Genomic DNA, 24,628 nt, shown 5'->3' on the forward strand with positions numbered 1-24,628 from the left:
GTGCTAGACGTCAACTTCTTCGATGAACTCCGGATCGGCCTGGCCACCGCCGAAGACATTCGCAACTGGTCCTTCGGTGAGGTCAAGAAGCCGGAGACCATCAACTACCGCACGCTGAAGCCGGAGAAGGACGGCCTCTTCTGCGAGAAGATCTTCGGTCCCACCCGGGACTGGGAGTGCTACTGCGGTAAGTACAAGCGCGTCCGCTTCAAGGGCATCATCTGTGAGCGCTGCGGCGTCGAAGTGACCCGCGCCAAGGTGCGCCGTGAGCGGATGGGCCACATCGAGCTGGCCGCCCCGGTCACCCACATCTGGTACTTCAAGGGTGTGCCGTCGCGCCTGGGCTACCTGCTCGACCTGGCGCCGAAGGATCTCGAGAAGATCATCTACTTCGCCGCCTACGTCATCGTCGGTGTCGACGACGAGCTGCGCCACAACGAACTCTCCACCCTCGAGGCGGAGATGGAGGTCGAGAAGAAGGCCGTCGCCGATCAGCGCGACGCCGATCTCGAGGCGCGGGCACAGAAGCTCGAGGCGGATATCGCCGAGCTGGAGGCCGAGGGCGCCAAGTCCGACGTGCGCCGCAAGGTCAAGGACGGCGGCGAGCGCGAAATGCGTCAGCTGCGCGACCGCGCCCAGCGCGAGCTGGATCGTCTCGACGAGATCTGGACCACCTTCACCAAGCTGGCCACCAAGCAGCTCATCGTGGACGAGGTGCTCTACCGCGAGCTGCAGGACCGCTACGGCGAGTACTTCACCGGTGCCATGGGTGCCGAAGCCATCCAGAAGCTGATGGAGAACTTCGACATCGAGGCCGAGGCCGAGAACCTGCGCGAGACCATTCGCACCGGTAAGGGCCAGAAGAAGCTGCGCGCCCTGAAGCGTCTGAAGGTCGTCGCCGCGTTCCAGGCCAACGGCAATTCGCCGATGGGCATGGTGCTCGACGCCGTGCCGGTGATCCCGCCGGAGCTGCGCCCCATGGTGCAGCTGGACGGTGGCCGCTTCGCGACCTCCGACCTGAACGACCTGTACCGCCGCGTCATCAACCGCAACAACCGCCTGAAGCGCCTCATCGACCTCGGTGCGCCCGAGATCATCGTGAACAACGAGAAGCGCATGCTCCAGGAGTCGGTGGACGCGCTGTTCGACAACGGCCGCCGCGGCCGCCCGGTCACCGGTCCGGGCAACCGTCCGCTCAAGTCGCTGTCGGATCTGCTCAAGGGCAAGCAGGGTCGTTTCCGTCAGAACCTGCTCGGCAAGCGTGTCGACTACTCGGGCCGTTCGGTCATCGTGGTCGGTCCGCAGCTGAAGCTGCACCAGTGCGGTCTGCCCAAGCTGATGGCGCTCGAGCTGTTCAAGCCGTTCGTCATGAAGCGGCTCGTGGACCTGAATCACGCGCAGAACATCAAGTCCGCCAAGCGGATGGTGGAGCGGCAGCGGCCCCAGGTGTGGGATGTCCTCGAAGAGGTCATCGCCGAGCACCCGGTCATGCTGAACCGCGCGCCCACCCTGCACCGCCTGGGCATTCAGGCGTTCGAGCCGCTGCTGGTCGAAGGTAAGGCCATCCAGCTGCACCCGCTCGTCTGTGAGGCGTTCAACGCCGACTTCGACGGTGACCAGATGGCGGTGCACCTGCCGCTGTCCGCGGAGGCGCAGGCCGAGGCCCGCATCCTCATGCTGTCCTCGAACAACATCCTGTCGCCGGCCTCGGGTCGTCCGCTCGCCATGCCGCGTCTGGACATGGTGACCGGCCTGTACTACCTGACCCGCCTGCAGGAGGGCGCGCAGGGCGAGTACCGCGCGGCCACCAAGGACGAGCCGGAGTTCGGCGTCTACTCCTCGCCCGCCGAGGCGCAGATGGCCGTGGACCGCGGTGAGCTGACCGTGCGTTCGCTGATCAAGGTCCGCCTGACCGATCAGCGGCCGCCGAAGGACGTCGAGGCCGAGCTGTTCCCCGACGGCTGGCAGCGGGGCGACGCGTGGACCACCAAGACCACGCTGGGCCGCGTCATGTTCAACGATCTGCTCCCGGCGGACTACGCGTTCATCGACGAGCCGATGCCGAAGAAGCGGCAGGCCGCGATCATCAACGATCTGGCCGAGCGCTACCCGATGATCGTGGTGGCGCAGACCGTGGACAAGCTCAAGGACGCGGGCTTCTACTGGGCCACCCGCTCCGGTGTCACCGTCTCCATGTCGGACGTGCTCGTTCCGCCGGAGAAGGCGGAGATCATGGAGCGCTACGAGGCGCAGTCGGATCAGATCGAGAAGAAGTACCAGCGTGGTGCGCTCGATCACCAGGAGCGCAACAACGCCCTGGTCAAGATCTGGCAGGAGGCCACCGAAGAGGTCGGTCAGGCGCTGCGCGCGCACTACCCGGCCGACAACCCGATCATCACGATCGTCGACTCGGGCGCGACCGGTAACTTCACCCAGACTCGTACCCTCGCCGGTATGAAGGGTCTGGTGACCAACCCGAAGGGTGAGTTCATCCCGCGGCCGATCAAGTCCTCCTTCCGCGAGGGCCTGACGGTGCTGGAGTACTTCATCAACACCCACGGTGCGCGAAAGGGTCTGGCCGACACCGCGCTTCGCACCGCCGACTCGGGCTACCTGACCCGTCGTCTGGTGGACGTGTCGCAGGACGTCATCGTGCGCGAGACCGACTGTGGCACCGAGCGTGGCATCGTCGTCCCGATCGCGGAGAAGCTGGCCGACGGCACCGTCATTCGTGACGCGCACGTCGAAACCAGCACCTACGCACGCACTCTGGCCGCCGACGCGATCGACGCCAAGGGCAACGTGGTGGTCGAGAAGGGCCACGACCTCGGCGACCCCGCCCTGGAGGCGCTGCTCGAGGCCGGTATCACCGAGGTGAAGGTCCGCTCCGTGCTGACCTGCACCACCGGCACCGGCGTGTGCGCGACCTGCTACGGCCGCTCCATGGCGACCGGCAAGCTGGTCGACATCGGTGAGGCCGTCGGTATCGTCGCCGCGCAGTCCATCGGTGAGCCCGGTACGCAGCTGACCATGCGTACCTTCCACCAGGGTGGTGTCGCGGGTGACGACATCACCGGTGGTCTGCCCCGCGTGCAGGAGCTCTTCGAGGCTCGGGTGCCCAAGGGCAAGGCGCCCATCGCCGAGGTCTCCGGCCGCGTGCGCCTGGAGGACGACGATCGCTTCTACAAGATCACCATCATTCCGGACGACGGTTCGGACGAGGTGCTCTACGACAAGCTGTCGAAGCGTCAGCGTCTGCGGGTGTTCAAGCACGAGGACGGCACCGAGCGTCTGCTCGCCGACGGCGATCACGTCGAGGTCGGTCAGCAGCTGCTCGAGGGCTCGGCCGATCCGCACGAGGTGCTGCGTGTGATGGGTCCGCGTCAGGTGCAGGTCCACCTGGTCCACGAGGTCCAGGAGGTGTACCGCTCGCAGGGTGTGTCCATCCACGACAAGCACATCGAGGTGATCGTCCGCCAGATGCTGCGCCGTGTCACCATCATCGACTCGGGCGCGACGGAGTTCCTGCCCGGTTCGCTGGTGGAGCGCGCCGAGTTCGAGGCCGCCAACCGCCGCGTGGTCGCGGAGGGTGGCGAGCCCGCCTCGGGTCGCCCGGTGCTCATGGGTATCACCAAGGCGTCGCTGGCCACGGATTCCTGGCTCTCGGCGGCCTCCTTCCAGGAGACCACCCGCGTGCTCACGGATGCCGCGATCAACTGCCGCTCCGACAAGCTGATCGGCTTGAAGGAGAACGTCATCATCGGCAAGCTGATCCCGGCCGGTACCGGTATCAACCGCTACCGCAACATCCAGGTCCAGCCCACCGAGGAGGCCCGCCAGGCCGCGTACGCGGTGCCGTCCTACGACGACACCTACTACACCCCGGACGGCTTCGGCGCCACCACCGGTGCCGCGGTCCCGCTGGACGACTACGGTTTCAGCGACTACCGCTGACACCGATAGGGACGCACTGACATTCGGCCCCCGCCCCGGCAACGGAGCGGGGGCCGAACCGCGTCGTGGACGTCCCCGCTCTCAGTCCCACCACGCCGAGAACACCCCGAAACCCAGCGACGAACACCCGAGCGCCGCCGCGATCTCCTCCTCCGTATCCTCCTGTACCGCCAGCTCATTCGCGCACCAGTTCTCGACTCTCGCGATATTCGCGAGCTCACCGGCGCCACCGATGTCAGTGGTGAGAACCACCAGCGTGTCCACATTCCACCGGTTACTCCGCAGGTCGCGCAGCTTGATGAGGGAACCTTGCGGAAACCAGTCCGGGTGCGCCGTCCGCCCGAGACCGAAGCGGTCCATATGCGCTGCGAGCCAGAGTTGGGAATGGCGTTCGAGACTGTCAGCGATTCGAGCGCCGTCGAATGCGTGGAATCTGCGTCGGCGGATCAATTCCAGTTCGATGTCCTGCACGCTGAGTTCCGCGAGGGTCGGGTCCGGCATGGAAAGTTATTCGCTCGGACCCGGCATCCGGATGGTCGCTTGGACTTATGCTGGTTGCCACCCTGTAGCTGCCATGGTTGGGAGGGTAGATGTGTTCGGTTCTCGCGGGCTGGCTGTGCTCGTCGGTGCGGTGTTGGCGTCGGCAGTGGTCGATCCTGTTGCGGCCGCGCCGGGCACCGAGTTCGGCGGATGCTATCGGGGCGGCGTGCTGACCGCCGAACGAATTCCGGGGAGTGGGAGTGCCGGGCAGAGTGTGCGGCGGGCGGGGGAGGTGTGGGACTGCCGGAGTTCGCTGCTGCCGGGGATCACGGCGGGGTGGTTCCGGGCCGAATTGCCCTGGCGGGGTTTCGGTGCGCCGACATCGGGCGATTTCACCTGGTCGGACGGCAGTGCCAGCGCGGTGAGCGGGTTGCCCAACGGTCTGTGGACGATCACGTCCGGGCCGGGAAGCGGGCACGCCGTGCGCTTCGACCTCGCCATGGAGATGACCGGGGACTGGTACTACACCGAGCATCCCATGGGAATCGAGTCGCTGTCCTTCGTGTCGTAGCGTGCCCGACTTCTCGCGCCATCCGTCGCGTGCGAATTGCTCAGCGGGGCTGGGGTTCCGGGAGGGCGTCGAAGGCGGGGCGGATGGTGTCCGAGGCGCCGGGGACGAGGGATTCGGCGTAGCTGAGGGCGGCCTCCACCGCCGGGTCGCCGCCGCTCTGCTGGAGGCCGATGGCGCCGCCGATGAGTGCTCCCACCACCGTGGTGATGGGGATGGTGATGAAGTCCAGGATGAACAGGCCCGCGGGGAAGCCGATGAGGAAGCCGATCGCGCCGCCGATGGCGGCCCCGGTGGCCACGGCGGGCAGGTTGGCCTGAACGACGTCGAAGAAGTGCTGCTGAGCGTTGATATCGCGGAGCGGGACCGGGGATTGGTCCGCCGGGGCGAGGGTGAGGCGGCGGCCGTCGTCGGTGATGGCGGGCGTGAGTTCGAGCGTCTTGCCGACTATGTCGTAGGTCAGCGGAACGGTGGCGGCCAGGATGCCGTTGTCATCGGTGACGATGACGGCCTCGCCGTCCCAGGTGGGCAGGAAGCGGCCCGAGGCGATGGTGGCGACGGCGGCCCGGTTGTCCGCCGCCAGTTCCACCGCGTAGTCGATGCCGTTCTCCCGGCCCTGCACCCGCAGCGCGGGTTCCGCCGGTCCGGCCGTCGCGGTGCTGGCCGTGGCGGTGAGCGTGGTGATCGCGCACAGCAGCAGTGGAACCAGCGCTCCGGCGAGTCGGGTTGTTACAGAGCGGTTTTCGGCTCGGCGCATTTCTTTCCTCGGCTTGCGGCCCACGTGGCCCCGGATGTCTGCGCACAACCTACCCGGGTGGTGTGGCGATCGAAACCCCGCGACACATAGAGGACAGCTCGCCGCCGAGTCGGCTACCGCGAGGCGGGGGCCGCTGTGTCGTCGATTGCGACTGTCTCCGGCTCACCGCGCCGCACGGTCACCACGCCGATGAGAATCAGTGTGCCGCCGAGCAATTGAATCGGTCGCGGCGCTTCGCCGAGCAGCACCCACGCGAAGGCCAGTGCCGCCAGCACTTCGAACAGGGCCACGAAGGAGGCCAATCGCGACCCGAGGAGCCGGGTGGCCGCTATGCCGGTGACGTAGGCCAATGCCGCCGTGACCACACCCAGGAACAGCAGCGGCAGCCACCAGACGGTAGTGAAGCTTTGGAAGACAACGGGTTCGGTGCTCGAACGGAGCGGCAGTACGCCGATCGCACCCGCGGCCAGCAGCGCCACGCCGCCGATCAGCAAACCGCTGGCGGCCAGCACCGTTCCGGGTAGGGACCCGTCACCGTGGGCGGAGAGAACGAAGTACGAGGCCGCGCCCAGCATGGCCGCCAGCGCCCAGGCGATGCCGACCCCGCTGGTATCGGCCCCCGAGGTCAGATCGAGTACCAGCACCAGCCCGGTCAGTCCGACCACGGCGCCGACCACGGTGGTGGCCCCGGGGCGTTGTCGGTGCCGCAGCCACAGCCAGCCCACCACCGCCACCGGCGCGGTGTACTCGACCAGCAGTGCCACGCCCACCTCAATATGGGCGACGGCGTTGAAATAGGCCAGCTGCGTGCCCGCGACTGCCAGCAATCCGTAACCGGTGATCAGGGCCGCGTTGTCGCGCAACAGCTTCCAGTTCCCGCGCAACTGCACCAGCGCGACGGGTGCCAGCACCGCCGCCGCCAGCAGTACGCGGACCGCCACCACCGCCGCGGAATTCCACCCCGCATTCATCATTCCGCGCGCCAGCGATCCCGACAGCCCGAACGACGACGCCGACAGCAGGGCTAGCAGCAGCCCGGTGCGCAATCGATTCCGAACGGCTGCGTCATGAGTCAACGTCGTCATGGCTAATGACGCTAAGGTCGAGTTGGTAATGTGTCAACATGATTTTTGCTCATGACACCGAGGCGTCCATGGCCGCGGCGGTGGAGCTGGTGAACTCGGCGGAGGAGCCGGACACCTTGACGGAATCCGCGCAACTCGCGGACTTCTTCGTGCGGCACGGCTATACCGGTGTCCGGACCGGTGACGCGCGGGAACTGGCGGATGTCCGCGCCCTGCGCCCACATCTGCGACAACTCCTCACCAGCGATCGCGACAGCGCGGTGGTCCTGGTGAACGACATCCTCGCCGAGCATCGAGCCGTCCCCCGCCTGGTCCGCCACGACGACCTCGACTACCACATCCACGCCGTCCCACCGGAGGCCCCGCTGCCGGTCCGCATAGCCGTGGAAATCGCCATGGCCATGATCGACCTCATCCGCGCCGACGAACTCTCCCGCCTCGCCGTCTGCGCCGACGACAACTGCGAGGGCATCCTCCTCGACCTCTCCCGCAACCGCTCCCGCCGCTACTGCAGCACCGCCTGCGGCAACCGCAACGCGGTCGCGGCCTATCGAGCCCGGAAGAAGTAGCCTGCGGGAGTCGCAACCCTGCTCGGAGCGGCCGGGAGGCGGAGGCGACCGGAATCGCAGCTCGAGTGCGGAATTGCGTTGCCAATTCGCCCACCGACGTCGCAAAAGAGTCAGCTGTTGGGTTTATCACTGTCGCTTCCGCTCCGGCTATACGCGCGTACAACTCCGGTGTTAGCGTGCCCCTGCTCGCTCGAGGATCGGTTGGGAGTCTTTCGGCAATGACGACGAGACGGCATGGGCCGCTGGGTACTTATGACGTGGTGTTGATCGGCGGCGGGATCATGAGCGCGACGCTCGGAATTCTGCTGCGGCATCTGGAACCGACCTGGTCCATCGCGGTGTACGAGCGATTGCCGGAGGTGGCGGGCGAGGCGTCGGCGGCCTGGAACAATGCGGGCACGGGGCATGCGGGCCTGTGCGAACTCAACTACACCTCGGAAAAACCGGGCGGTGGCGTCGATATCGAGAAGGCGCTGCGGGTCAATGCGCAATTCCAGTTGAGCCGCCAGTTGTGGTCGTATCTGGTGGAAGACGGAATCCTGGACAAACCACGGGAATTCATCAATCCGGTACCGCATATGACCTTCGTGCGCGGTGCCGGCGATGTGGACTTTCTGCGCCGCCGTCATGCCGCGCTGTCGGAGCATCCGCTCTTCGGCTCCATGCGGTTCAGTGCGGACCCGGAGACCATCTGGGAATGGGCGCCGCTGCTGTTGCGCGGCCGTGCCAAGGGCGAACCGGTCGCCGCCACCCGCGATATCACCGGCAGCGATGTCGATTTCGGGACGCTGACCCGAAAGCTGTTCGCGCACTTGGAAACTCTCGGCGTGGACGTGTACCTGCGGCACGAGGTGCGGGGGCTGCGCAAGAACAACGACGGTTCCTGGAAGCTGCGGCTGGTCGCGACCGATGACACCGATGATCGCATCACCTCCCGGGTCGACGCCCGCTTCGTCTTCGCTGGTGCGGGCGGTTGGGCGTTGAAACTGTTGCAGCGGGCGGGAATTCCCGAGGTGCGCGGTTACGGGTTGCTGCCGGTGAGTGGACGGTTCCTGCGCTGTGACAATCCGGCCGTGGTCGAGCGGCACGACGCCAAGGTCTACGGCAAGGTTCCGGCCGGGGCGCCGCCGATGTCCATGCCGCATCTGGATACCCGCATCATCGACGGCCAGCAGGCGCTGCTGTTCGGCCCGTACGCCGGTTCCAGCCCGAAGTTCCTGAAGCAGGGCTCGGTATTCGACGTCGCGGCCTCGCTGCGGCCGCACAATATCGGTCCGCTCGCGGCCGTGACCGCGAGCAATCTGGGGCTGGTGCGGCTGCTGGCGGGCCAGTTGGTGTCCACGCGGCGGCGCAAGATCTCCGCACTGCGGGAGTTCTTTCCCGCCGCGGTGGGCGACGAGTGGACCATGATCGACGCCGGGCAGCGCGCCCAGATCGTGAAGGCCGATCCGGTGCGCGGCGGCGTCCTGGAATTCGGCACCGAGGTCGTCGCCGCCCAGGACGGCTCCATCGCCGCCGTGCTCGGCGCGTCCCCCGGCGCCTCGACCGCCCCCGCCATCATGCTCGAGGTGCTGCGCCGCTGCTTCCCGCACTACCGCCACCTGTGGGCGCCGCGCCTGCACGAACTCATGCCCACCATCGGCCGCTCCCTGATCGACAACGAAGCCCTGGCCCGCCGCACCACCACCCGCACCGCCGAGATACTCGGCCTGGCCGCCCCGACCGCCGGCTGATCCGGCTCCGGCGCGGTTGTCCGTCCGACCACGGCGGCGACGCCCGGCCGGTCGCGGAGCTCGGGCGAGCGATCCCGGGCTGCGACGGGGATGCGGCGGCCCGAACGCCGTCCCCCGGCTCGAATGCGGCCGCCGCCTGGCCAGGCTGCCGGCGCTCCTCGGCACCCTCGGCTCGCGTTGCTGCTTCGATTCGGGGATCGCAATTCGGGTCACCCCGTGACGACAATGCCCCGTCGCACCGGAATGTGCGGCGGGGCATCGTCTTCGGCGCGGCTCGGATGGATCAGGGTTGTCCGCTGGCGTAGGCGACGGCGGCGTCGATGAGAGGCTGGCCGCCGCCGATGGCCAGGCCCGCGAGCCCGCCGATCACACCGCCGACCACGGCGGCCACCGGCACGGTGATGAAGTCGAGGACGAACAGGCCCAGCGGGAAGCCGAGCACGGCGCCGATCGCCGCGCCGATGACCAGTCCGGCGATCCCGGCGGCCTTGGCCTTCTCGAATTCGGCCCAGAAGGTGTCCTGGGCGGAGATGTCGTGCAGCGGCGTGGCTGCCGCGCCGACGGGGGAGAGGGTCAGCTGCCGCCCCGCCGCGTCCACGGTCGGCAGCAGTTCCACCCGCTGTCCGGCGACGTCGAAGGCCAGCGGCAGGGTGGTCACCGTGCGCCCGGCGTCGTCGAGCAGGGTGACGGTGTCGGTCGCCGCCACGAAACGGCCGGAGCGCAGGGTGGTGACCGCCGAGCGCTGATCGTCGGACAGTGCGACGAGATAGCCGACACCGTGGTCGTTTCCGTGGATCGCCACCGTGCGGGGCGCGGGCTGGAGCTGGGCGGGCGAATCGGCGTGGACGATTCCGGCGGAGAGGGCGGTGGCCCCCAGGGCGAGCAGGGCGGTCGCGGTGATCTTGCTGAAGGTCATCGGGGGGAGGGGCATCGTGTTCTTTCGTCGGCGGCTGCGGTGGGCACGTCGCAGAAAACTTACCGCTATTACCGTTTCGTCCGCTTCTCGAGCATGGACAACCGTGGTGCGCAGCCGGTATAGAAATTGGAACACGTTTCAATTCGATTGGAGATGCGATGGACAGCGCGACCATGGGTGCCCTGGTGATGGACGGTTTCAAGAAACTGGGCTTCATCCAGTTCGCCGGTATCGACGCCGAGGATTTCGCCAGCGGCCGCACTGTGGTGCGGATGGCGGCACGGCCGGAGCATCTCAATCACAACGGCGACATCCACGCTGCCATCCTCTTCGGCTTCGCCGAGACCGCCGCCATGGGCGCGGCCGTCTCCGGCATCGTCGACCTGATGAGCGAGACCTTCATCGTCGCCCGCGACGGGAAGATCGAATACCTGGCCCGAGCCAAGGGCACGGCAAGCCCCTTCCTCGCCACCTCCGAACTCCCCGACGGCGCCGTCGAGACCATGCGCGCGAATATCGAGTCACGCACCGAAATCGAACTCGCCGTCCCGGTCACGATCACCGACAGCACCGGAAAGGCCGTCGCCACAGCAAATTTCACCGCCGTCATCCGGCCCCGCCGCAGCTGACGCCCCGGCCGCGAATGTCGGCCCTGCCGCAACTGACGGCCCCGCTGCGGCCGGTGGTGCTGCCGCAGCCGGTGGTGCTGCCGCAGCCCGACCGGTCGTATCACAGCCGACCGCCCTTGTCGCAAGCGATGGCCTCGCGGTAGTCGACCGGACCCGCCCCGGCGTTCCACCGCGGCGGTCGAATCGGCGGGTGTCGCCCCCCGGGGGGGCGGCTGTGCTAGCGCTCGCTGTCGAGCATGGCCATCTGCTCGGCCGTGTAGCGGTCGCCCGCCACCCGGTCGGCGGGCACCGTGGCCTCGATCGCGACCAACTCGTCCGCGGAGAGTTGGATATCCAGTGCGGCGACGGCTTCCGCCCAGCGTTCGGGGCTGCGCGCGCCGATGACGGGCACGATGTCCGCTCCCTGTGCCAGCACCCACGCGATGGCGAGTTGTGCCACCGTGACCCCGCGCCGCTCCGCGATCTCGGCCAGCGCCGACACCAGCCGCAGATTGGCGGTCAGATTCTCGCCCTGGAAGCGTGGGCTGTGCGCGCGGAAATCCCGGGCCGCCAAGGCGGTGCCGTTGCGCAGCGAATCGCTGAGCAGGCCGCGGGACAGTACCCCGTATGCGGTGATTCCGGTCCCGAGTTCCCTTGTGGTGGGCAATATCTCGTTCTCGATGCCGCGTGAGATCAGCGAGTACTCGATTTGCAGATCGACGATCGGATGTACGGCTGCGGCGCGTCGCAGGGTGGCCGCGCCGACCTCTGACAGACCGATGTGGCGCACGTATCCGGCCTGCACCAGCTCCGCGATGGCTCCCACGGTGTCCTCGATCGGCACCGTCGGGTCCAGTCGTGCGGGCCGATAGACATCGATGTGGTCGGTGCCGAGCCGTTGCAGGGAGTAGGTCAGGAAGTTGCGGACGGCGGCGGGGCGGGAGTCGAAGCCGTTCCAGTCGCCGTCGGGCCCGCGCAGTGCGCCGAACTTCACGCTCAGCACCACATCGTCGCGCGAACGTTCGGAAAGCGCTGTGCGAATGAGGCTTTCGTTGTGGCCCATGCCGTAGAAGTCGCCGGTGTCGATGAGGTTCGCGCCCGAGTCGAGCGCGGCGTGGATGGTGGCGATGGAGATGGCGTCGTCGGCCGCGCCGTACATCCCGGACATGCCCATGGCCCCGAGTCCGAGGCGGGAGACGGTGGGCCCGGTGCCGCCGAGGCGATGCTTCGCGATTTCGGTCATGATCCGATCCTGCGACCGCGCCCGGCGGGGCGGCAGGACTCGCTTATCCAGGGTTCGGCGATCCCTGGCTGATTCCCGATGATCCGGCACAGTGGTAAGGGTGGATCGTGACCAACTAGCCGACTTCCTGCGGAAACGCCGTTCGGTGCTGCAACCCTCGGATGTGGGCTTGGCGCCCGGCAACCGGCGGCGCACCCCGGGCCTGCGCCGCGACGAGGTGGCGTTGCTGGCGGGCGTGTCCACCGACTACTACACGCGCATGGAGCAGTCGCGCGCACCACGGCCGTCCACCCAGGTGCTGGCCGCGCTGGCCCGCGCGTTGCGGCTCACCGACGGCGAGCGGGATCACCTCTACCACCTGTGCGGGCACGAGCCGCCGCGCAGCGGCGACCCGCACGTCGGCCCCGGCCTGCTGCGTGTGCTCGCCAAGCTCGACGACACGCCGGCCTGCGTCATCTCCGACCTGGGCGAGGTGCTGGTGCAGAACCGGATGCACGTCCTGCTGGTGGGCGATCTCGGGGACCGTCGGGGGCTGGACCGCTGTGTGCCCTGGCTGTGGTTCACCGACCCGGATGATCGCCGCAAGTTTCCGGAGGACAACTGGGAGGAACTCTCGCGCCACCACGTCGCGAGCCTGCGGGCGACCGCGGCGCGGCGATCCGGTGACGCCGAGGTGATCGACCTGATCCGCCGCCTGCGCGAGCGCAGCCCGGAATTCGAGCGGCTGTGGGACGACCATGAGGTCAGTGCGGGCACCGGCTACGTCAAACGACTGATCCATCCCGAGGTGGGGCTGCTCGAATTGGTGTGCGAGCCGCTGCTGACCCCCAGCGCCACCCGACACCTGCTCGTCTACTATCCGCAACCCGGCACCGACACCCAGGAGAAGCTGGATCTGCTCCGGGTGATCGGCACGCAGCTGATGAGCGAGAGGTAGGCCCGCCCGCGGTCACCCAGCGCGACGCCTTCGCCCCCACGAATGGGAGCGAATCATGGTGCTAGTACCGCCTCTTGCGCGGCTTCAGGTGCAGCCCAGGCAGCGGCGGCGCCGGGATGCGCTGTTGCGGCGTGTGTCCCGCGATATCCGGGAAACGCTCGAGATCGTGTTTCTCCCAATCATTTCGGGCCGCCTCGATCTCTTCGTGACTGCGCCCCACGAAGTTCCACCACATCACCAGATCCTCGTCCAACGGCTCGCCGCCGATCAGCAGCAGCTGTGCTCCCGCGGTGTCGTGCACGCGAATTCCGGTGCGATCGCTGCCCAGGTAGAACAGGCTGCCGGGCTCGACCGGGGTGCCGTCCACGGACAGCGCGCCGTCCACCACCAGCACGGCGTGCTCGAACGCCGGGTCCAACGGCAGCCGCGCATCGGTCCCGGCGTCGACCCGCAGATCCGCGCCCACGATCGGGGTGTAGGCGGTGGCGGGTGAGGTCGCGCCGCCGAGCGATCCGATCAGCACCGTGCCGGACACTCCCGGCAGCTCGAAACCGGGCAGATCCCGATGCTGTTCGAAATGTGGTGCGATACCGCGACTTTCGTCCGGCAGTGCGATCCACAGCTGGAGACCGCGTCCGGAGGGATGCCCCGGCACCCGGTATTCCGAATGCGCGATACCCCGTCCGGAGGTCATCAGGTTCAGCTGTCCGGGCCGGATCTCCACATCCGAGCCGACGCTGTCGCGGTGGCGGATGCGGCCCTCCAAAGGCCAAGTGACCGTTTGCAATCCGATGTGCGGGTGGGGGTCGATATCGTGGCCCTGCGGATTCGTGGGCGAATTCGACCCGAAGTAGTCCAGGAAGCACCACGCGCCGACCGTCGGCAGATCACGCTGCGGCAGACTGCGGTGCACGGTCACCCCGCGCACCCCGCCGAGGGGCACCTCGCGGGACGGGAAGAAGTCCGCCCGTGGCCCCGGCTTTCCGGAGGATTCGCACAGCGACTCCTCCGGACGCGACTCGAGGTCGCTCACCGTTTGATGCCCTTGCCGACGACGTGCTCGTCGTACTCCGGATGCTTGTCCAACCAGCCCTTGATGAAGGGGCAGCGCGGCACGATAACCCTCCCTCGCTCGATCACGTCCTTGACCGCCTCCTCGGCGAGCACCTTGCCCAGCCCCTTACCACCGAACTCGCTGTCCACCTCGGTGTGGATGAAGACGGTGTCGTTGTCGCGTTCCCGATACTCGCTGAAACCTGCGAGCGAGTTGCCGTACCACACCTCGTACCGGTGTTGCGTGTCGTTGCGCACGACCGCGGCCACGACGGCCTGTTCGCTCATTGTTCAGTTCTCCTTCCGCACCCGCACCGGATGTTTGCTCAGAATCGACACTCGGTTGAACGCGCCGATAGTGGTCGCAGCCCAGATCACAACGGACATCTGGTCATCCGACAAATGTTGCCGCGCAGCAGCATACTCACGCTCCAAGATCGCATCATCCGGAAGATTCGTGACACTCTCGGCCAGGATCAGCGCCGCTCGCTGGCGGTCGGTGTACAGCTCGGGGTCGCGCCGCCAGGCCGGGAGCACCGCCAATTGCTGCGGGGTGACCCCCGCCGCCCGGGCGGCTCGCTCGTGGATATCGAGGCAGACGGGGCAGGCGTTGAGCTGGGACACGCGCACGTTCACCAACTCCATCACGGCCCGATCGAGATCGACGGCCGCGGCGGCGGTGCGAACGGACTGCGCGACGCCCTTCAGGGCCTGGTATATCGCCGGTGACTGTTTGTCGATCCAGACCCGGGCGGGAACCGCTGGAGACTGCATAGTCGGTTCATCGTATGCGGAAGGGTGGCTCCGCGCTCCCCGATCCACGCCACCGCGCGGCGGGAACCGGGATCGAGGGGCGGAAGTCACACCGCGGGAGCCGGATTCATCCCTCAGGCGACGCTGAGCACGATCTTGCCGCGAGTACGCCCGCTCTCCCCGAGCAGATGCGCCTTCGCCGCCTCGGGCAGCGGCAGTACGGTGTCGATCTCGACCCGCAGGCGGCCGGTGGTGATCAGGTCGACGATCTCTCGCAGGCCCGTGGCGTCGGGTTCCACCACGGTCCAGCCCGCCCGCACCTCCAGGCCGGTGGTATCGGGCACCGAATCCGCGTCGGGCAGGGTCACCAGGTGGCCGCCCGGCCGCAGCACCCGCAGGGAGCGTTCCCCGTACTCGCCGCCGATGCCGTCGATCACGATGTCCACATCGCGCAGCACCTCGGCGAAATCGACTGCGCTGTAGTCGATCAGCTCGTCGGCCCCCAGATCGCGCAGGAAGTCGTGCTTGTCGGCGCGGGCGGTCCCGATGACATACGCGCCGCGCGCCTTGGCGATCTGCACGGCCAGGTGGCCCACGCCGCCCGCGGCGGCATGGATCAGGACGCGCTGTCCCGCGCGCACACCGGCGGTGTCGACCAGCGTCTGCCAGGCGGTGAGGGCGGCCAGCGGCAGGGCCGCGGCCTGGATGTGGTCGATCTCCCGCGGTTTGCGCACGAAGTGCCGGGTGGGGCCGACCACGTACTCGGCGTATGCCCCCGCCTGCGCCGGGAAGCTCGGCATGCCGAACACCTCGTCACCGGGCTGGAAGAGGCTCACCCCCGGACCGACCGCGGACACCACGCCGGACACATCCCAGCCGAGGATCGGCGGCGTACCCCAGGCGATCAGGCCGCCACTCGCCCGGGTCTTCCAGTCCACCGGATTGACGCCCGCCGCGTGCACGCGCACCTGGATCTCGCCCACGCCCGGCTCCGGACGCGCGAGCTCGGCGAGGGTGAGGACCTCGGGCCCACCCCACTCCCGGACGATCATGGCGCGCATGGTGTCACCGGTGCTCACAACTGCTCTCCTCTCGTCGGTGAACGAACGGTGACCAGATTGCGCCGGAATCTCGGGTCGCAGTAGTGGCCGGATGGTCAACATGTGACAGGATCCGGCCATGGCCGTTCCGCACCGCGTCGTCGTCCTCGCGCTCGATCAGGTACCCGTGCTCGAACTCGGAATTCCCTCGCGGGTCTTCGGTTTCGCCGAGGACGAGGGCGGGGGCGGGCTGTACGAGGTGGTCGTCTGCAGTGCGGACGGCGAGCCGGTGTCGACCGCCGAAGGGCTGTCGGTGGCGGTGGCACGCGGTCCGGAGGCGCTCGAACTCGCCGACACCGTGATCGTGCCGCCCGCCGAGGACCTCGGTGAGCTGGAACACGGCGGTGCGCTGCCCGCGTCGCTGGCCGCCGCGCTGGCCCGGATACGCCCGGGGACCCGCATGGTGTCCATCTGCACGGGCAGCTACGTGCTGGCGGCGGCCGGGCTGCTGGACGGCCGGATCGCGACCACGCACTGGATGCACTCCGCCGCGTTCCGTCGCGCCTACCCCCGGGTCCAGGTCGACGAGGACGTGCTGTTCGTGGACAACGGCGACGTCCTCACCGCCGCCGGTGTCGCCGCGGGCCTGGACCTGTGCCTGCATCTGGTCCGCCGAGATCACGGCGCGGCCCTCGCCAATCGGGTCGCCCGCCGCCTGATCGTCCCCCCGTGGCGCGACGGCGGTCAGGCACAGTTCATCGAACGTCCGGTGCCGAATCCCGACGCCGCGTCCACCGCGGCCACCCGGGCCTGGTTGCTGGACCGGCTGGCGGCCCCGGTCACCCTGGAGGACATGGCCGCGCACGCGCGGATGAGCGTGCGCACCTTCACGCGGCGCTTTCGCGCGGAGGTCGGTGTCACGCCGGGCCGCTGGCTCACCGCCCAGCGTCTGGACCGCGCCCGTGAGCTGCTCGAACACACCGATCTGAGCATCGATCTGGTGGCCGAGCGGTCCGGTTTCGGCACCGGCAACTCGCTGCGGCAACATATGCGCGCCCTGCTGAACACCTCACCACACGCCTACCGGCGCACCTTCCGCCGCGCCGCCTGAGCCGCGTCCGGGTGCGGTGGGGCCCTTCGTCCGGAATAACCGGGCGTGCGGTCGAGTTCACTGTCCATCGAACGGTCACTGCGATCTCGGAGCCGCTATGGAGAGCAGCACTCGCGTCGGCGCGGGCGTGCGGACGCGCGTGCGCATTCCGCTGACCTTCGCGGACGGGTACGCGACCGCCGCCGAGGCGGTCACCTTCGACGGGTTGAGCGACGGCCGGGAACATCTCGCGCTGGTGCTGGGGGAGCCCGACCCGCGGCGGGTGCCGCTGGTGCGGCTGCACTCCGAATGCCTCACCGGCGACGTCTTCGGCTCCGCGCGCTGCGACTGCGGTCCGCAGCTGCGCGAGGCGGTGGAGCGCATCACCGACACCGGCGGCGTGCTGCTGTACCTGCGGCAGGAGGGGCGCGATATCGGGCTGTACAACAAGCTCGACGCCTACGCGCTCCAGGATTCCGGGCTCGACACCTACCAGGCCAATACCGCGCTGGGCCTACCCGAGGACGCGCGCGACTACACCGCCGCCGCCCAAATGCTCACGGCGCTGGGCATTTCCGAGCTGGACCTGCTCACCAACAACCCCGACAAGGCGCGTCAGCTGGACGCGCTGGGGGTGGGCGTGCGCCGCACCGTCCGCACGGGCGTGCACGCCACCCCCAGCAACCTGCGCTACCTGCGGGCCAAGGCCGACCACACCGGCCACACCATTCAGATCGCCTGAGCCTTCAGATCGCCTGAGCCTCGGGCTGTGCGTAGTTCTCGGCGTACTCCGCGCTCGGCGGGATGGGCGTGATCACGTCGACCAGCGCCCCGCTCGGGTCGACCGTCATGAAGTGACGCTGGCCGAAGTCCTCGCTGCGCAGCTCGAGCGGCATCTTCAGCCCCATCTCCACGGCCCGGGCGTGTACCGCGTCCACATCGTCCACCTCGATGGCGACCAGGAAACCCGACGGCAGCACCCGGTACGCCTCCGGCACGCTCTCGTGGTTGCGCTCCACCACGCCGATCTGCGGCTTGGCCCCGTCCGGCGCCTCCAACTGCACGTACCATCCGCTGTCGAACACCACCTGGAAGCCGAACAGCTCCACGTAGAAGTCCCGGACCGCCGCCACATCGTCGGCGCAGAGGGTGGGGAAGATGCTGGTGATCATGGCTGAATCCCTTTCTCGCTGGTGAGACCAGCATCGGGTCTCCCGCAGCGGGAGAGTCAAGCCCGGATGCCAGGGGCGGCGGCCCCGCGCCGACGCTATCCGGTGCGGCACGGCGGTATCGGTCGCGGCCGGCGCGCAGGCGGCCGGAATCCCGACAACCCTGCGGTGTTCGGGGTCCGGCCACCGTGCGAATGGCGGGCGCAGTGCCCTATTCGCGGCCGGCCGATGTGAAGTTCATGTCCGCGTACCGATTTCCGGCGACCTGTGCGGCGATCGGCTCCAGGGTGGCCAGTTCGTCGGCGGTCAGTTCGACCGTCGCGGCGGCGACGTTCTCCGCCAGCCGGTGGCGGCGGCGGGTGCCGGGGATCGGGGCCACCGACAGATTGTGCACCCGCGCCCGCGCGTGCACCCAGGCCAGCGCGGCCTGCCCCGGGGTGATGCCCCGCGCCTCCGCGACGGCCCGCAGCGGAGCCAGTAGTTCCGCGTTGCGTACCGCGTTCTCGCCGGACAGGCGCGGAAACGCCCGGCGCGTATCGCCTTCGGCCAGTTCGCCGGTCGCCGCCACGGTGCCGGTGAGGAAGCCCCGACCCAGCGGCGAGTACGGCACGAAGGTCACGCCCAGTTCGGCGGCGGCCGGGACCACGGCCCGTTCCACATCCCGGGAGAACACCGACCATTCCGACTGCACGGCCGCGATCGGATGCACCGCGTGCGCGGCGCGCAGCTCCGGCCCGGTCACCTCGGAGAGCCCGAGCTGACGCACCTTGCCCGCCGCCACGAGTTCGGCCATCACGCCGACGGCCTCCTCGATCGGCACCCGCGGATCACGCCGGTGCATGTAGTACAGGTCGATGACGTCGATGCCGAGCCGTCGCAGGCTGGCGTCCACCGCGCGCCGGATGTAGTCGGGGGAGTTGTCGATACCCCGGTAGGTCGGCTCGTCCGCCTTCCGCACGATGCCGAATTTCGTTGCCAGCACCACATTCTCGCGGTGGGCGCGGACGAACTCGCCGACGAACTCCTCATTGTGTCCGGATCCGTACATATCGGCGGTGTCGAACAGGGTGACCCCGAGCTCGAGGGCGTGCTCCAGCGTCGCCCGCGCTTCGTCCGCATCGGTGGGACCGTAGAACTCGCTGATACCCATGCAGCCGTAGCCCTGCACCCCGATCCGGGTCTCGCCGAGGGCGGTGGTGGGCAGTGCCCGCGTGGTGGTCATGCGTGTTTCCCTTCGCGTGTGTCCGGTGTGACCACGGTCCGCCAGTCGCGCGTCGGATCGCCCTCGTAGAGCGCGATCTTGCAGTCCAGAACGGCCACGGTCTGCTGTAGTTCGGCGATGCGGGCGAGCACGTCCTCGCGGGTGCGGCGGAACATCTCGAGTCGCTGCGGGAAGGTCTCGTCACCCTGGCGCACCAGTTCCGCGTAGCGGACCATGTCGGCGACCGGCATCCCGGTGCGGCGCAGCTTCCCGATGAGCGTCAGCCAGTCCAGGTCCCGATCGCTGAATCGCCGCTGCCCGGTGTGATCGCGCCCCACGTAATCCATCAGCCCGATCCGCTCGTACCACCGCAGCGTGTCCCGCGTCAGCCCGGACCGCTCCGACACCTCACCGATCGAATACTTCGGCAGCTCGTAGTCCGCCTCGTACCGCACCGCCGCCACACTCACCGCTCGCTCCTCTCGTCGAACCCCACCGACGCTAATCGCCTGGAGTGCACTCCAAGCAAGCCCCATTCTTCCGGAAAGCATCCGTCGCCCACGTCACAACGAATGACCGGCAGGACGATCGAACCCACCGACGACGGAAGGCGAGGCGACGATGATTCTCGATCCCCGCCGCCTGCTGACGATCTCCGACTACGCCGCGCTCCCTGAGGACGACGAGACTCGCTGGGAGCTGCAAGAGGGATTGCCGGTCATGCTGCCGTCGCCGTCGCCGTGGCACAACATCGTCGCCTTCGGCATCGCAGCTCAGCTGGACTCCTGCCTACCATCGGATCTGGTCGCCGTTCCCGGCGTGGACCTCGACCTGCGCCTCGTGCCGGAGCATGAACCGGCGACGGTACGTCGACCCGATGTGACCGTCGTGCCGCGTTCCGAACTGCGGCGCGTGTCATCCGGAGGGGGAGTCCTTCGTGCGGATCAGGCGCTGCTCGTCGTCGAGGTCGTCGCTCCAGGCTCACGAAGGGCCGATCGGGTGACCAAGCGCAGTGAGTACGCCGATGCGGGTATCCCCAGCTACTGGATCGTCGACCCGGATGAACCTGTCAGTCTGCTCCCGCTCTGTCGTACCGAGGAGCTCGGCTATGTCGACACGGGCCGCGCGACCGGCACCTACCGCGGTGATTTCCCCTGCGATCTCACGATCGACTTGGATCGACTGCGCTGACCTTGCCGCCGTACGCGCCTACGCTGGTGTCATGGCTGGAAAAGACATAGATCGCATCCGGGGGCGTTCGGCGCTGGAGACGGTGCGGGAGAATCCCGTCATCGCCGGGATCGCGCTGTTGCCCGTGGTCGCCGTGTTCGGTGTGGTGTGGTGGCTGCTGGGGTTCTTCCCGGCGCTGCTGCTCCTGCTGGTGTTCGGTGGTGTCGTGGTGTGGAAGGGAAAGCTGCTCGGCTGAGCTCTCAGCGCGGCACGTGGAAGAGTCGGAGCTCGCCCGTGCCCGGATCGGCGTCCCGCCATGCCCGGTCGAATTCCAGCACCGCCAGGGCGGAGGTGGGGAATTTCCGGCTCATCCGCTCCGCCGCCTCGGAGTCACGGTTGCTCGCCAACTCCCATGCCGTCCACGGCATTCCGGGGGCGTGCCCGATCACCAGCAGGGTGTCCACCGCGTCGTCGGTGAGCTGGACGAGTTCGATGAGGGTGCGCGGGGACGCCTCGTAGATGGACTTCTCGTAGGACACCGGGGCGCTGATCCCGGTCGCGGACAGGGTTTCCCGGGTGCGGGTGGCCGTCGAGCACAGCACCGCGCCCACCGCCGGCTGCGTTTCCCGCAGCCAATCCCCGGCCAGTGCCGCCTCCCGCCGTCCGCGCGGGGCCAACGGTCGATCGTGGTCGGCGACCCCGTCCGGATAGCCGGATTTGCCGTGCCGCATGAGGATGAGCGTCCGCGCCATGCGCACCACCGTAAGTCCTGCGGTGCCCGCTCGGGGGCAGGACGCGGATCGTGCCCGGAATGCCGAAACCGCCCGGTTGTCATGCGTCGATCGCGTGCGCGGAGACACAGTTCACATTTCAGCCCGTGGCCCGGCAGGAGATCACCGTCACACTCGAGGCACACTGAAGGGGACGTCACACCGGTGTGCCGATCCATGCCGCGTGACACCTATATTAGAACGTGTTCTACCGACCCCGCTCGAACCCGAGCTGAGTAGCACCGCGACTGTTTCGAGGATCTGCGAGATATGGCCTATGTGATCACGCAGCGTTGTTGCAACGACGCCAGCTGCGTTCCGGAGTGTCCGGTCGACTGCATCCGTCCTACGCCGGAGTCTCCGGAGTTCGCGACGGCGGAGCAGTTGTATATCGACCCGGACACCTGTATCGACTGTGGTGCGTGTGTGGACGCGTGTCCGGTGGAGGCCATTTTCTCCGAGGACGATCTGACCGCGTCGCTGGCCCGGTTCAAAGATGTCAACGCCGCCTATTTCCAGCGCCACCCCCTGGAATCCAACTTCGAGCCCCTCGTCGCGCCGACGCGCGCGCCCAAGGAGCTGGGCACGTTGCGGGTGGCGGTGATCGGGGCGGGTCCGGCCGCCTGCTACGCGGCGGAGGAGTTGCTGCGGCGCGCGGAGGTGGAGGTGGAGCTGTTCGACAGGCTGCCCACCCCCTACGGTCTGGTCCGCGCGGGCGTGGCCCCCGATCACGCGGGCACCAAGCTGGTGGCGAACATGTTCGAGACGGCGTTCCGTCGCGACACCCTGCAGTACTACCTCAATGTCGAGGTCGGCAAGCACATCAGCCACGAGGAGCTGATGGCCCATCATCACGCGGTGGTCTACGCGGTGGGCGCGTCGACCGACCGGCAGCTGGGCGTGCCCGGCGAGGACCTGCCCGGCAGCCACTCCGCGACGGAGTTCGTGGCCTGGTACAACGGGCACCCCGACTACGCGGATCGGGAGTTCGATCTGTCCGGGGAGCGGGCGGTGATCGTGGGCAACGGCAATGTCGCGCTGGACGTGGCGCGGATTCTGACGATGGATCCCGAGGCGCTGGCCAAGACCGATGTCGCCGACTATGCCCTGGACGCGTTGCGGCGCAGCAGCATCACCGAGGTGGTGGTGTTGGGGCGGCGCGGCCCGTTGCAGGCGGCGTACAGCAGCCCGGAATTCATGGCGCTCACCCACCTGAAGGGGGTGGACGTGGTGGTGGACCCGGCCGATCTCGAGTTGGATCCCGAGTCTCGGGCGCTGCTGGATGATCCGGACGTCGAACCGCACCTGAAGTTGAAGTACACCCTCGCGCGGGAGTACGCGGCCAAGTCGCCGAAGCCGGGTAACAAGCGGATCGTGTTCCGGTATCTGGTGTCGCCGACCGCCATCACCGGTGACGGCAAGGCCGAGACGGTGGAGTTCGTGCACAACGACCTGGTCACCGAGAACGGTCGTACCGTCGCCCGCGCATCGGACCGCACCGGTTGTCTCGACGCGTCGCTGGTGTTGCGGTCGATCGGGTATCGGGGCGAGCCGGTGGCCGATATCCCCTTCGACGAGGTCAACGGGGTCATCCCGAACGACAGGGGGCGCGTGCTGCAAGCCGATGGTTCGCCGTTGCCCGGGGTGTATGTGTCGGGATGGATCAAGCGGGGTCCGCGCGGGGTGATCGGTTCCAACCGGGTCGATTCCGCGCAGACCGTGGATGCGTTGATCGAGGATTTCATCGCCGGGAAGCTGGCCGCGCCGAGCTCGGATCGGGCGGCGTTGCGGGCGTTGCTGGCGCAGCGGCAGCCGGATCTGGTGGATCGGGCGGGCTGGAAGGCCATCGACGCGGCGGAGAAGACCGCGGGCAAGACCGCGGGCCGCCCGCGCGTGAAGTTCACCAGCCTGGAAAACCTGCTCAAAGCCGCCAAGAGCTAGTCCGAACGCACGGCACGGCCCCACCGAAACCCGGTGGGGCCGTGCCGTTCGACGCTCGACTCAGCCCGGCAGCGGACCGATCCGCACCGTCGTCGTCGTGATGCCGCCGACCACGAACCACAGCCGCAGCACCGGATGCCCGGTGCGATCACCCGGCTCGTAGCGGGCCCGCACGGTGAGGTGCTGGCGCGCCTGCACCGGCGCGATGTATTCGATCACCGCACGGTGCGGCGCGGCCACCAGCTTCGGATAGTCCACCAGGTACTGTTCCACCGCCTGCCAGTACACGGCGTTGTTCACATGGTTGAACTGGTCGATATCGGTCGCGCGCAGCGGAAACGGCAGATCCACATCGGATTCCGGCGGCATCGGATCGGTCAGCCAGGGCCGCCACCGCAGCCGGTGCTCATCGGTGGTGCGGGCCAGCTGGGCCAGTCCCTCGTCACTGATGCGGGTCGGCATATTGGTGGATTCGTTGATATTGATCCAGAAACCCTCGGTCTCGATGAGACCGCCGTTCTCGCTGGTGATCCGCACCCGCATATTGGTCCAGCGCGTGGACAGGGCCGAACACCAGCGGCGTAGCTGCACCCGATCCGGCCAGTACACCGGCCGGACCACATCGATGACCGTGCGGCGCACGATCCAGCTCGGGTCGGTGCGGTGGAAGCTGCCGGAGTGCAAGTCTTCCCAGGCGATGTCCTGCAGGTAGCGGGCCGTGCCGTCGAAACGCAGCCGGTTGTACGGATCCACATCGCCGGCCCGGACGGGCCACGCCGAGGCGAAGCCCAAGCCCTCCTGACTCAGCGGGGCGAGTGGCTCATCGAGTGACACTGGTGCTCCTCGCGCGACACGGTGATCCATGGGGCGGATCCGGTGTGCCGCGTTCTCGTGCGGTGCTTGCTGGACACGACTTTACGGTGCGGTCGCCCGCCCCTCGCGTCGAGTCGCCTACTCATTTTCCAGGGCATGACAGGGTGGCTGTCCAGGCCGTAGCCTGTTTGGTTGTACATCAGGCAGGGGAGGCGCACGTGGTTGCCGGGGCGCGGGCCGGATCGCGGTTCGGGCAGTACGAACTTCGTACGCTGCTCGGGGTCGGCGGCATGGGCGAGGTCTACGAGGCGTACGACACCGTCCGGGACCGCGTGGTGGCTCTGAAACTGCTGGACCAAGAGCTGGCCCGGACCCCCAGCTATGTGGAGCGCTTCCGGCGTGAATCCCGGACCGCCGCCAGATTGCAGGAACCGCACGTCATCCCGGTGCACGACTGGGGTGAGGTGGATGGGGTCCTCTACATCGACATGCGGCTGGTGCGCGGGCGCGATCTGAAGGCGCGGCTGCGGGCGGAGGGGCCGCTCGCGCCGGACGCGGCGGTCGCGGTGGTCGAGCAGATCGCCGCCGCGCTCGATGCCGCGCACGACGGCGGACTGGTACACCGCGACATCAAGCCCGCCAATATCCTGCTGACCGACGACATGTTCGCCTACCTGGTGGATTTCGGTATCGCGTACACCGAATCGGATGTGCAGCTGACCAGCACCGGCAGCGCCATCGGTTCCTTCGCCTACATGGCCCCCGAGCGGTTCGAACA

The 24,628-nt window shown here is 68.1% G+C and carries 26 protein-coding genes; 12 read left to right on the plus strand and 14 right to left on the minus strand.

The window, feature by feature from the left end; translation table 11 throughout:
* Positions 1 to 3,954, plus strand: a complete 3,954-nt coding sequence (locus tag QK444_RS01005) for a DNA-directed RNA polymerase subunit beta' (protein WP_282776106.1) — start codon at positions 1 to 3, stop codon at positions 3,952 to 3,954.
* An 81-nt stretch (positions 3,955 to 4,035) separates the two neighbouring features.
* Here the strand turns inward: QK444_RS01005 and QK444_RS01010 are convergent, their stop codons facing one another.
* Complete coding sequence (locus QK444_RS01010) at positions 4,036 to 4,425, minus strand: hypothetical protein (protein WP_282776108.1); 390 nt, start codon at positions 4,423 to 4,425, stop codon at positions 4,036 to 4,038.
* A 121-nt stretch (positions 4,426 to 4,546) separates the two neighbouring features.
* On the opposite strand from QK444_RS01010, the gene QK444_RS01015 reads away from it, so the two are divergent.
* Positions 4,547 to 5,005: a hypothetical protein gene (locus QK444_RS01015; protein WP_282776109.1), complete on the plus strand. Its 459-nt coding sequence runs from the start codon at positions 4,547 to 4,549 to the stop codon at positions 5,003 to 5,005.
* Between the two features lie 40 nt (positions 5,006 to 5,045).
* Here the strand turns inward: QK444_RS01015 and QK444_RS01020 are convergent, their stop codons facing one another.
* Positions 5,046 to 5,759, minus strand: a complete 714-nt coding sequence (locus tag QK444_RS01020) for a hypothetical protein (RefSeq protein ID WP_282776111.1) — start codon at positions 5,757 to 5,759, stop codon at positions 5,046 to 5,048.
* Between the two features lie 113 nt (positions 5,760 to 5,872).
* Positions 5,873 to 6,844 carry a DMT family transporter gene (locus QK444_RS01025; protein ID WP_282776113.1) on the minus strand — a complete coding sequence of 324 codons (972 nt, stop codon included), beginning with the start codon at positions 6,842 to 6,844 and terminating at the stop codon, positions 5,873 to 5,875.
* A gap of 38 nt (positions 6,845 to 6,882) precedes the next feature.
* On the opposite strand from QK444_RS01025, the gene QK444_RS01030 reads away from it, so the two are divergent.
* The gene (locus QK444_RS01030) at positions 6,883 to 7,413 is read left to right on the plus strand and encodes a CGNR zinc finger domain-containing protein (RefSeq protein ID WP_282776115.1); all 531 of its coding nucleotides are present in this window, start codon (positions 6,883 to 6,885) and stop codon (positions 7,411 to 7,413) included.
* A gap of 218 nt (positions 7,414 to 7,631) precedes the next feature.
* Positions 7,632 to 9,146, plus strand: coding sequence for a malate dehydrogenase (quinone) (mqo, locus tag QK444_RS01035; protein WP_282776117.1), 1,515 nt, complete (start codon positions 7,632 to 7,634; stop codon positions 9,144 to 9,146).
* 283 nt (positions 9,147 to 9,429) lie between these two features.
* On the opposite strand, the gene QK444_RS01040 is transcribed toward mqo, so the two are convergent.
* The gene (locus tag QK444_RS01040) at positions 9,430 to 10,062 is read right to left on the minus strand and encodes a hypothetical protein (RefSeq protein ID WP_282776119.1); all 633 of its coding nucleotides are present in this window, start codon (positions 10,060 to 10,062) and stop codon (positions 9,430 to 9,432) included.
* A gap of 158 nt (positions 10,063 to 10,220) precedes the next feature.
* Between QK444_RS01040 and QK444_RS01045 the strand changes: the two genes are divergently transcribed.
* Positions 10,221 to 10,691 (plus strand): DUF4442 domain-containing protein, encoded by a 471-nt coding sequence (locus QK444_RS01045; RefSeq protein ID WP_282776121.1) that lies wholly within the window; start codon positions 10,221 to 10,223, stop codon positions 10,689 to 10,691.
* 217 nt (positions 10,692 to 10,908) lie between these two features.
* Here QK444_RS01045 and QK444_RS01050 read toward each other — a convergent pair whose 3' ends face one another.
* Complete coding sequence (locus QK444_RS01050; protein ID WP_282776122.1) at positions 10,909 to 11,913, minus strand: aldo/keto reductase; 1,005 nt, start codon at positions 11,911 to 11,913, stop codon at positions 10,909 to 10,911.
* Positions 11,914 to 12,013: 100 nt separating this feature from the next.
* On the opposite strand from QK444_RS01050, the gene QK444_RS01055 reads away from it, so the two are divergent.
* Positions 12,014 to 12,850, plus strand: coding sequence for a helix-turn-helix transcriptional regulator (locus tag QK444_RS01055; RefSeq protein WP_282776125.1), 837 nt, complete (start codon positions 12,014 to 12,016; stop codon positions 12,848 to 12,850).
* A gap of 61 nt (positions 12,851 to 12,911) precedes the next feature.
* Here QK444_RS01055 and QK444_RS01060 read toward each other — a convergent pair whose 3' ends face one another.
* The 4 genes from QK444_RS01060 to QK444_RS01075 form a co-directional block, all read right to left on the minus strand.
* Positions 12,912 to 13,883, minus strand: coding sequence for a pirin family protein (locus QK444_RS01060; RefSeq protein ID WP_282776126.1), 972 nt, complete (start codon positions 13,881 to 13,883; stop codon positions 12,912 to 12,914).
* Complete coding sequence (locus QK444_RS01065) at positions 13,880 to 14,191, minus strand: GNAT family N-acetyltransferase (protein ID WP_282776128.1); 312 nt, start codon at positions 14,189 to 14,191, stop codon at positions 13,880 to 13,882. Before QK444_RS01065 ends, QK444_RS01060 begins: the two co-directional genes overlap by 4 nt.
* Before the next feature lie 3 nt (positions 14,192 to 14,194).
* Entirely contained in the window at positions 14,195 to 14,677 is a 483-nt protein-coding gene (locus QK444_RS01070) for a carboxymuconolactone decarboxylase family protein (protein ID WP_282776131.1), read from the minus strand.
* 113 nt (positions 14,678 to 14,790) lie between these two features.
* Complete coding sequence (locus QK444_RS01075) at positions 14,791 to 15,735, minus strand: NADP-dependent oxidoreductase (protein WP_306356959.1); 945 nt, start codon at positions 15,733 to 15,735, stop codon at positions 14,791 to 14,793.
* 100 nt (positions 15,736 to 15,835) lie between these two features.
* On the opposite strand from QK444_RS01075, the gene QK444_RS01080 reads away from it, so the two are divergent.
* Positions 15,836 to 16,807, plus strand: coding sequence for a helix-turn-helix domain-containing protein (locus QK444_RS01080; protein ID WP_282776133.1), 972 nt, complete (start codon positions 15,836 to 15,838; stop codon positions 16,805 to 16,807).
* Positions 16,808 to 16,904: 97 nt separating this feature from the next.
* A complete protein-coding gene (gene ribA / locus QK444_RS01085; RefSeq protein WP_282776135.1) occupies positions 16,905 to 17,528 on the plus strand; it encodes a GTP cyclohydrolase II in 624 nt (207 codons plus the stop codon).
* Positions 17,529 to 17,532: 4 nt separating this feature from the next.
* Here the strand turns inward: ribA and QK444_RS01090 are convergent, their stop codons facing one another.
* The 3 genes from QK444_RS01090 to QK444_RS01100 form a co-directional block, all read right to left on the minus strand.
* Positions 17,533 to 17,958: a VOC family protein gene (locus tag QK444_RS01090; RefSeq protein ID WP_282776137.1), complete on the minus strand. Its 426-nt coding sequence runs from the start codon at positions 17,956 to 17,958 to the stop codon at positions 17,533 to 17,535.
* 208 nt (positions 17,959 to 18,166) lie between these two features.
* Positions 18,167 to 19,177: an aldo/keto reductase gene (locus QK444_RS01095; protein WP_282776139.1), complete on the minus strand. Its 1,011-nt coding sequence runs from the start codon at positions 19,175 to 19,177 to the stop codon at positions 18,167 to 18,169.
* The gene (locus tag QK444_RS01100) at positions 19,174 to 19,626 is read right to left on the minus strand and encodes a MerR family transcriptional regulator (protein ID WP_282776141.1); all 453 of its coding nucleotides are present in this window, start codon (positions 19,624 to 19,626) and stop codon (positions 19,174 to 19,176) included. Before QK444_RS01100 ends, QK444_RS01095 begins: the two co-directional genes overlap by 4 nt.
* Positions 19,627 to 19,777: 151 nt before the next feature.
* Here QK444_RS01100 and QK444_RS01105 point away from each other — a divergent pair, with 151 nt between their 5' ends.
* Both QK444_RS01105 and QK444_RS01110 read left to right on the plus strand, forming a co-directional pair.
* On the plus strand, positions 19,778 to 20,347 hold the full coding sequence (locus QK444_RS01105) for a Uma2 family endonuclease (protein WP_282776143.1): 570 nt from the start codon (positions 19,778 to 19,780) through the stop codon (positions 20,345 to 20,347).
* 31 nt (positions 20,348 to 20,378) lie between these two features.
* Positions 20,379 to 20,582 (plus strand): hypothetical protein, encoded by a 204-nt coding sequence (locus tag QK444_RS01110; RefSeq protein WP_039817494.1) that lies wholly within the window; start codon positions 20,379 to 20,381, stop codon positions 20,580 to 20,582.
* Positions 20,583 to 20,586: 4 nt separating this feature from the next.
* Here the strand turns inward: QK444_RS01110 and QK444_RS01115 are convergent, their stop codons facing one another.
* A complete protein-coding gene (locus QK444_RS01115) occupies positions 20,587 to 21,078 on the minus strand; it encodes a histidine phosphatase family protein (protein ID WP_282776145.1) in 492 nt (163 codons plus the stop codon).
* Positions 21,079 to 21,366: 288 nt separating this feature from the next.
* Here QK444_RS01115 and QK444_RS01120 point away from each other — a divergent pair, with 288 nt between their 5' ends.
* Positions 21,367 to 23,037: an FAD-dependent oxidoreductase gene (locus QK444_RS01120; RefSeq protein WP_282776147.1), complete on the plus strand. Its 1,671-nt coding sequence runs from the start codon at positions 21,367 to 21,369 to the stop codon at positions 23,035 to 23,037.
* Positions 23,038 to 23,097: 60 nt separating this feature from the next.
* Here the strand turns inward: QK444_RS01120 and QK444_RS01125 are convergent, their stop codons facing one another.
* Positions 23,098 to 23,871: an acyl-ACP thioesterase domain-containing protein gene (locus QK444_RS01125; RefSeq protein ID WP_282776149.1), complete on the minus strand. Its 774-nt coding sequence runs from the start codon at positions 23,869 to 23,871 to the stop codon at positions 23,098 to 23,100.
* Between the two features lie 197 nt (positions 23,872 to 24,068).
* Here QK444_RS01125 and QK444_RS01130 point away from each other — a divergent pair.
* Positions 24,069 to 24,628 (plus strand): serine/threonine-protein kinase (locus QK444_RS01130; protein WP_282776151.1); only part of this gene is annotated, 560 nt, incomplete at its 3' end.

This window comes from Nocardia sp. CC201C (assembly GCF_030010695.1).
Lineage (GTDB): Bacteria > Actinomycetota > Actinomycetes > Mycobacteriales > Mycobacteriaceae > Nocardia > Nocardia otitidiscaviarum.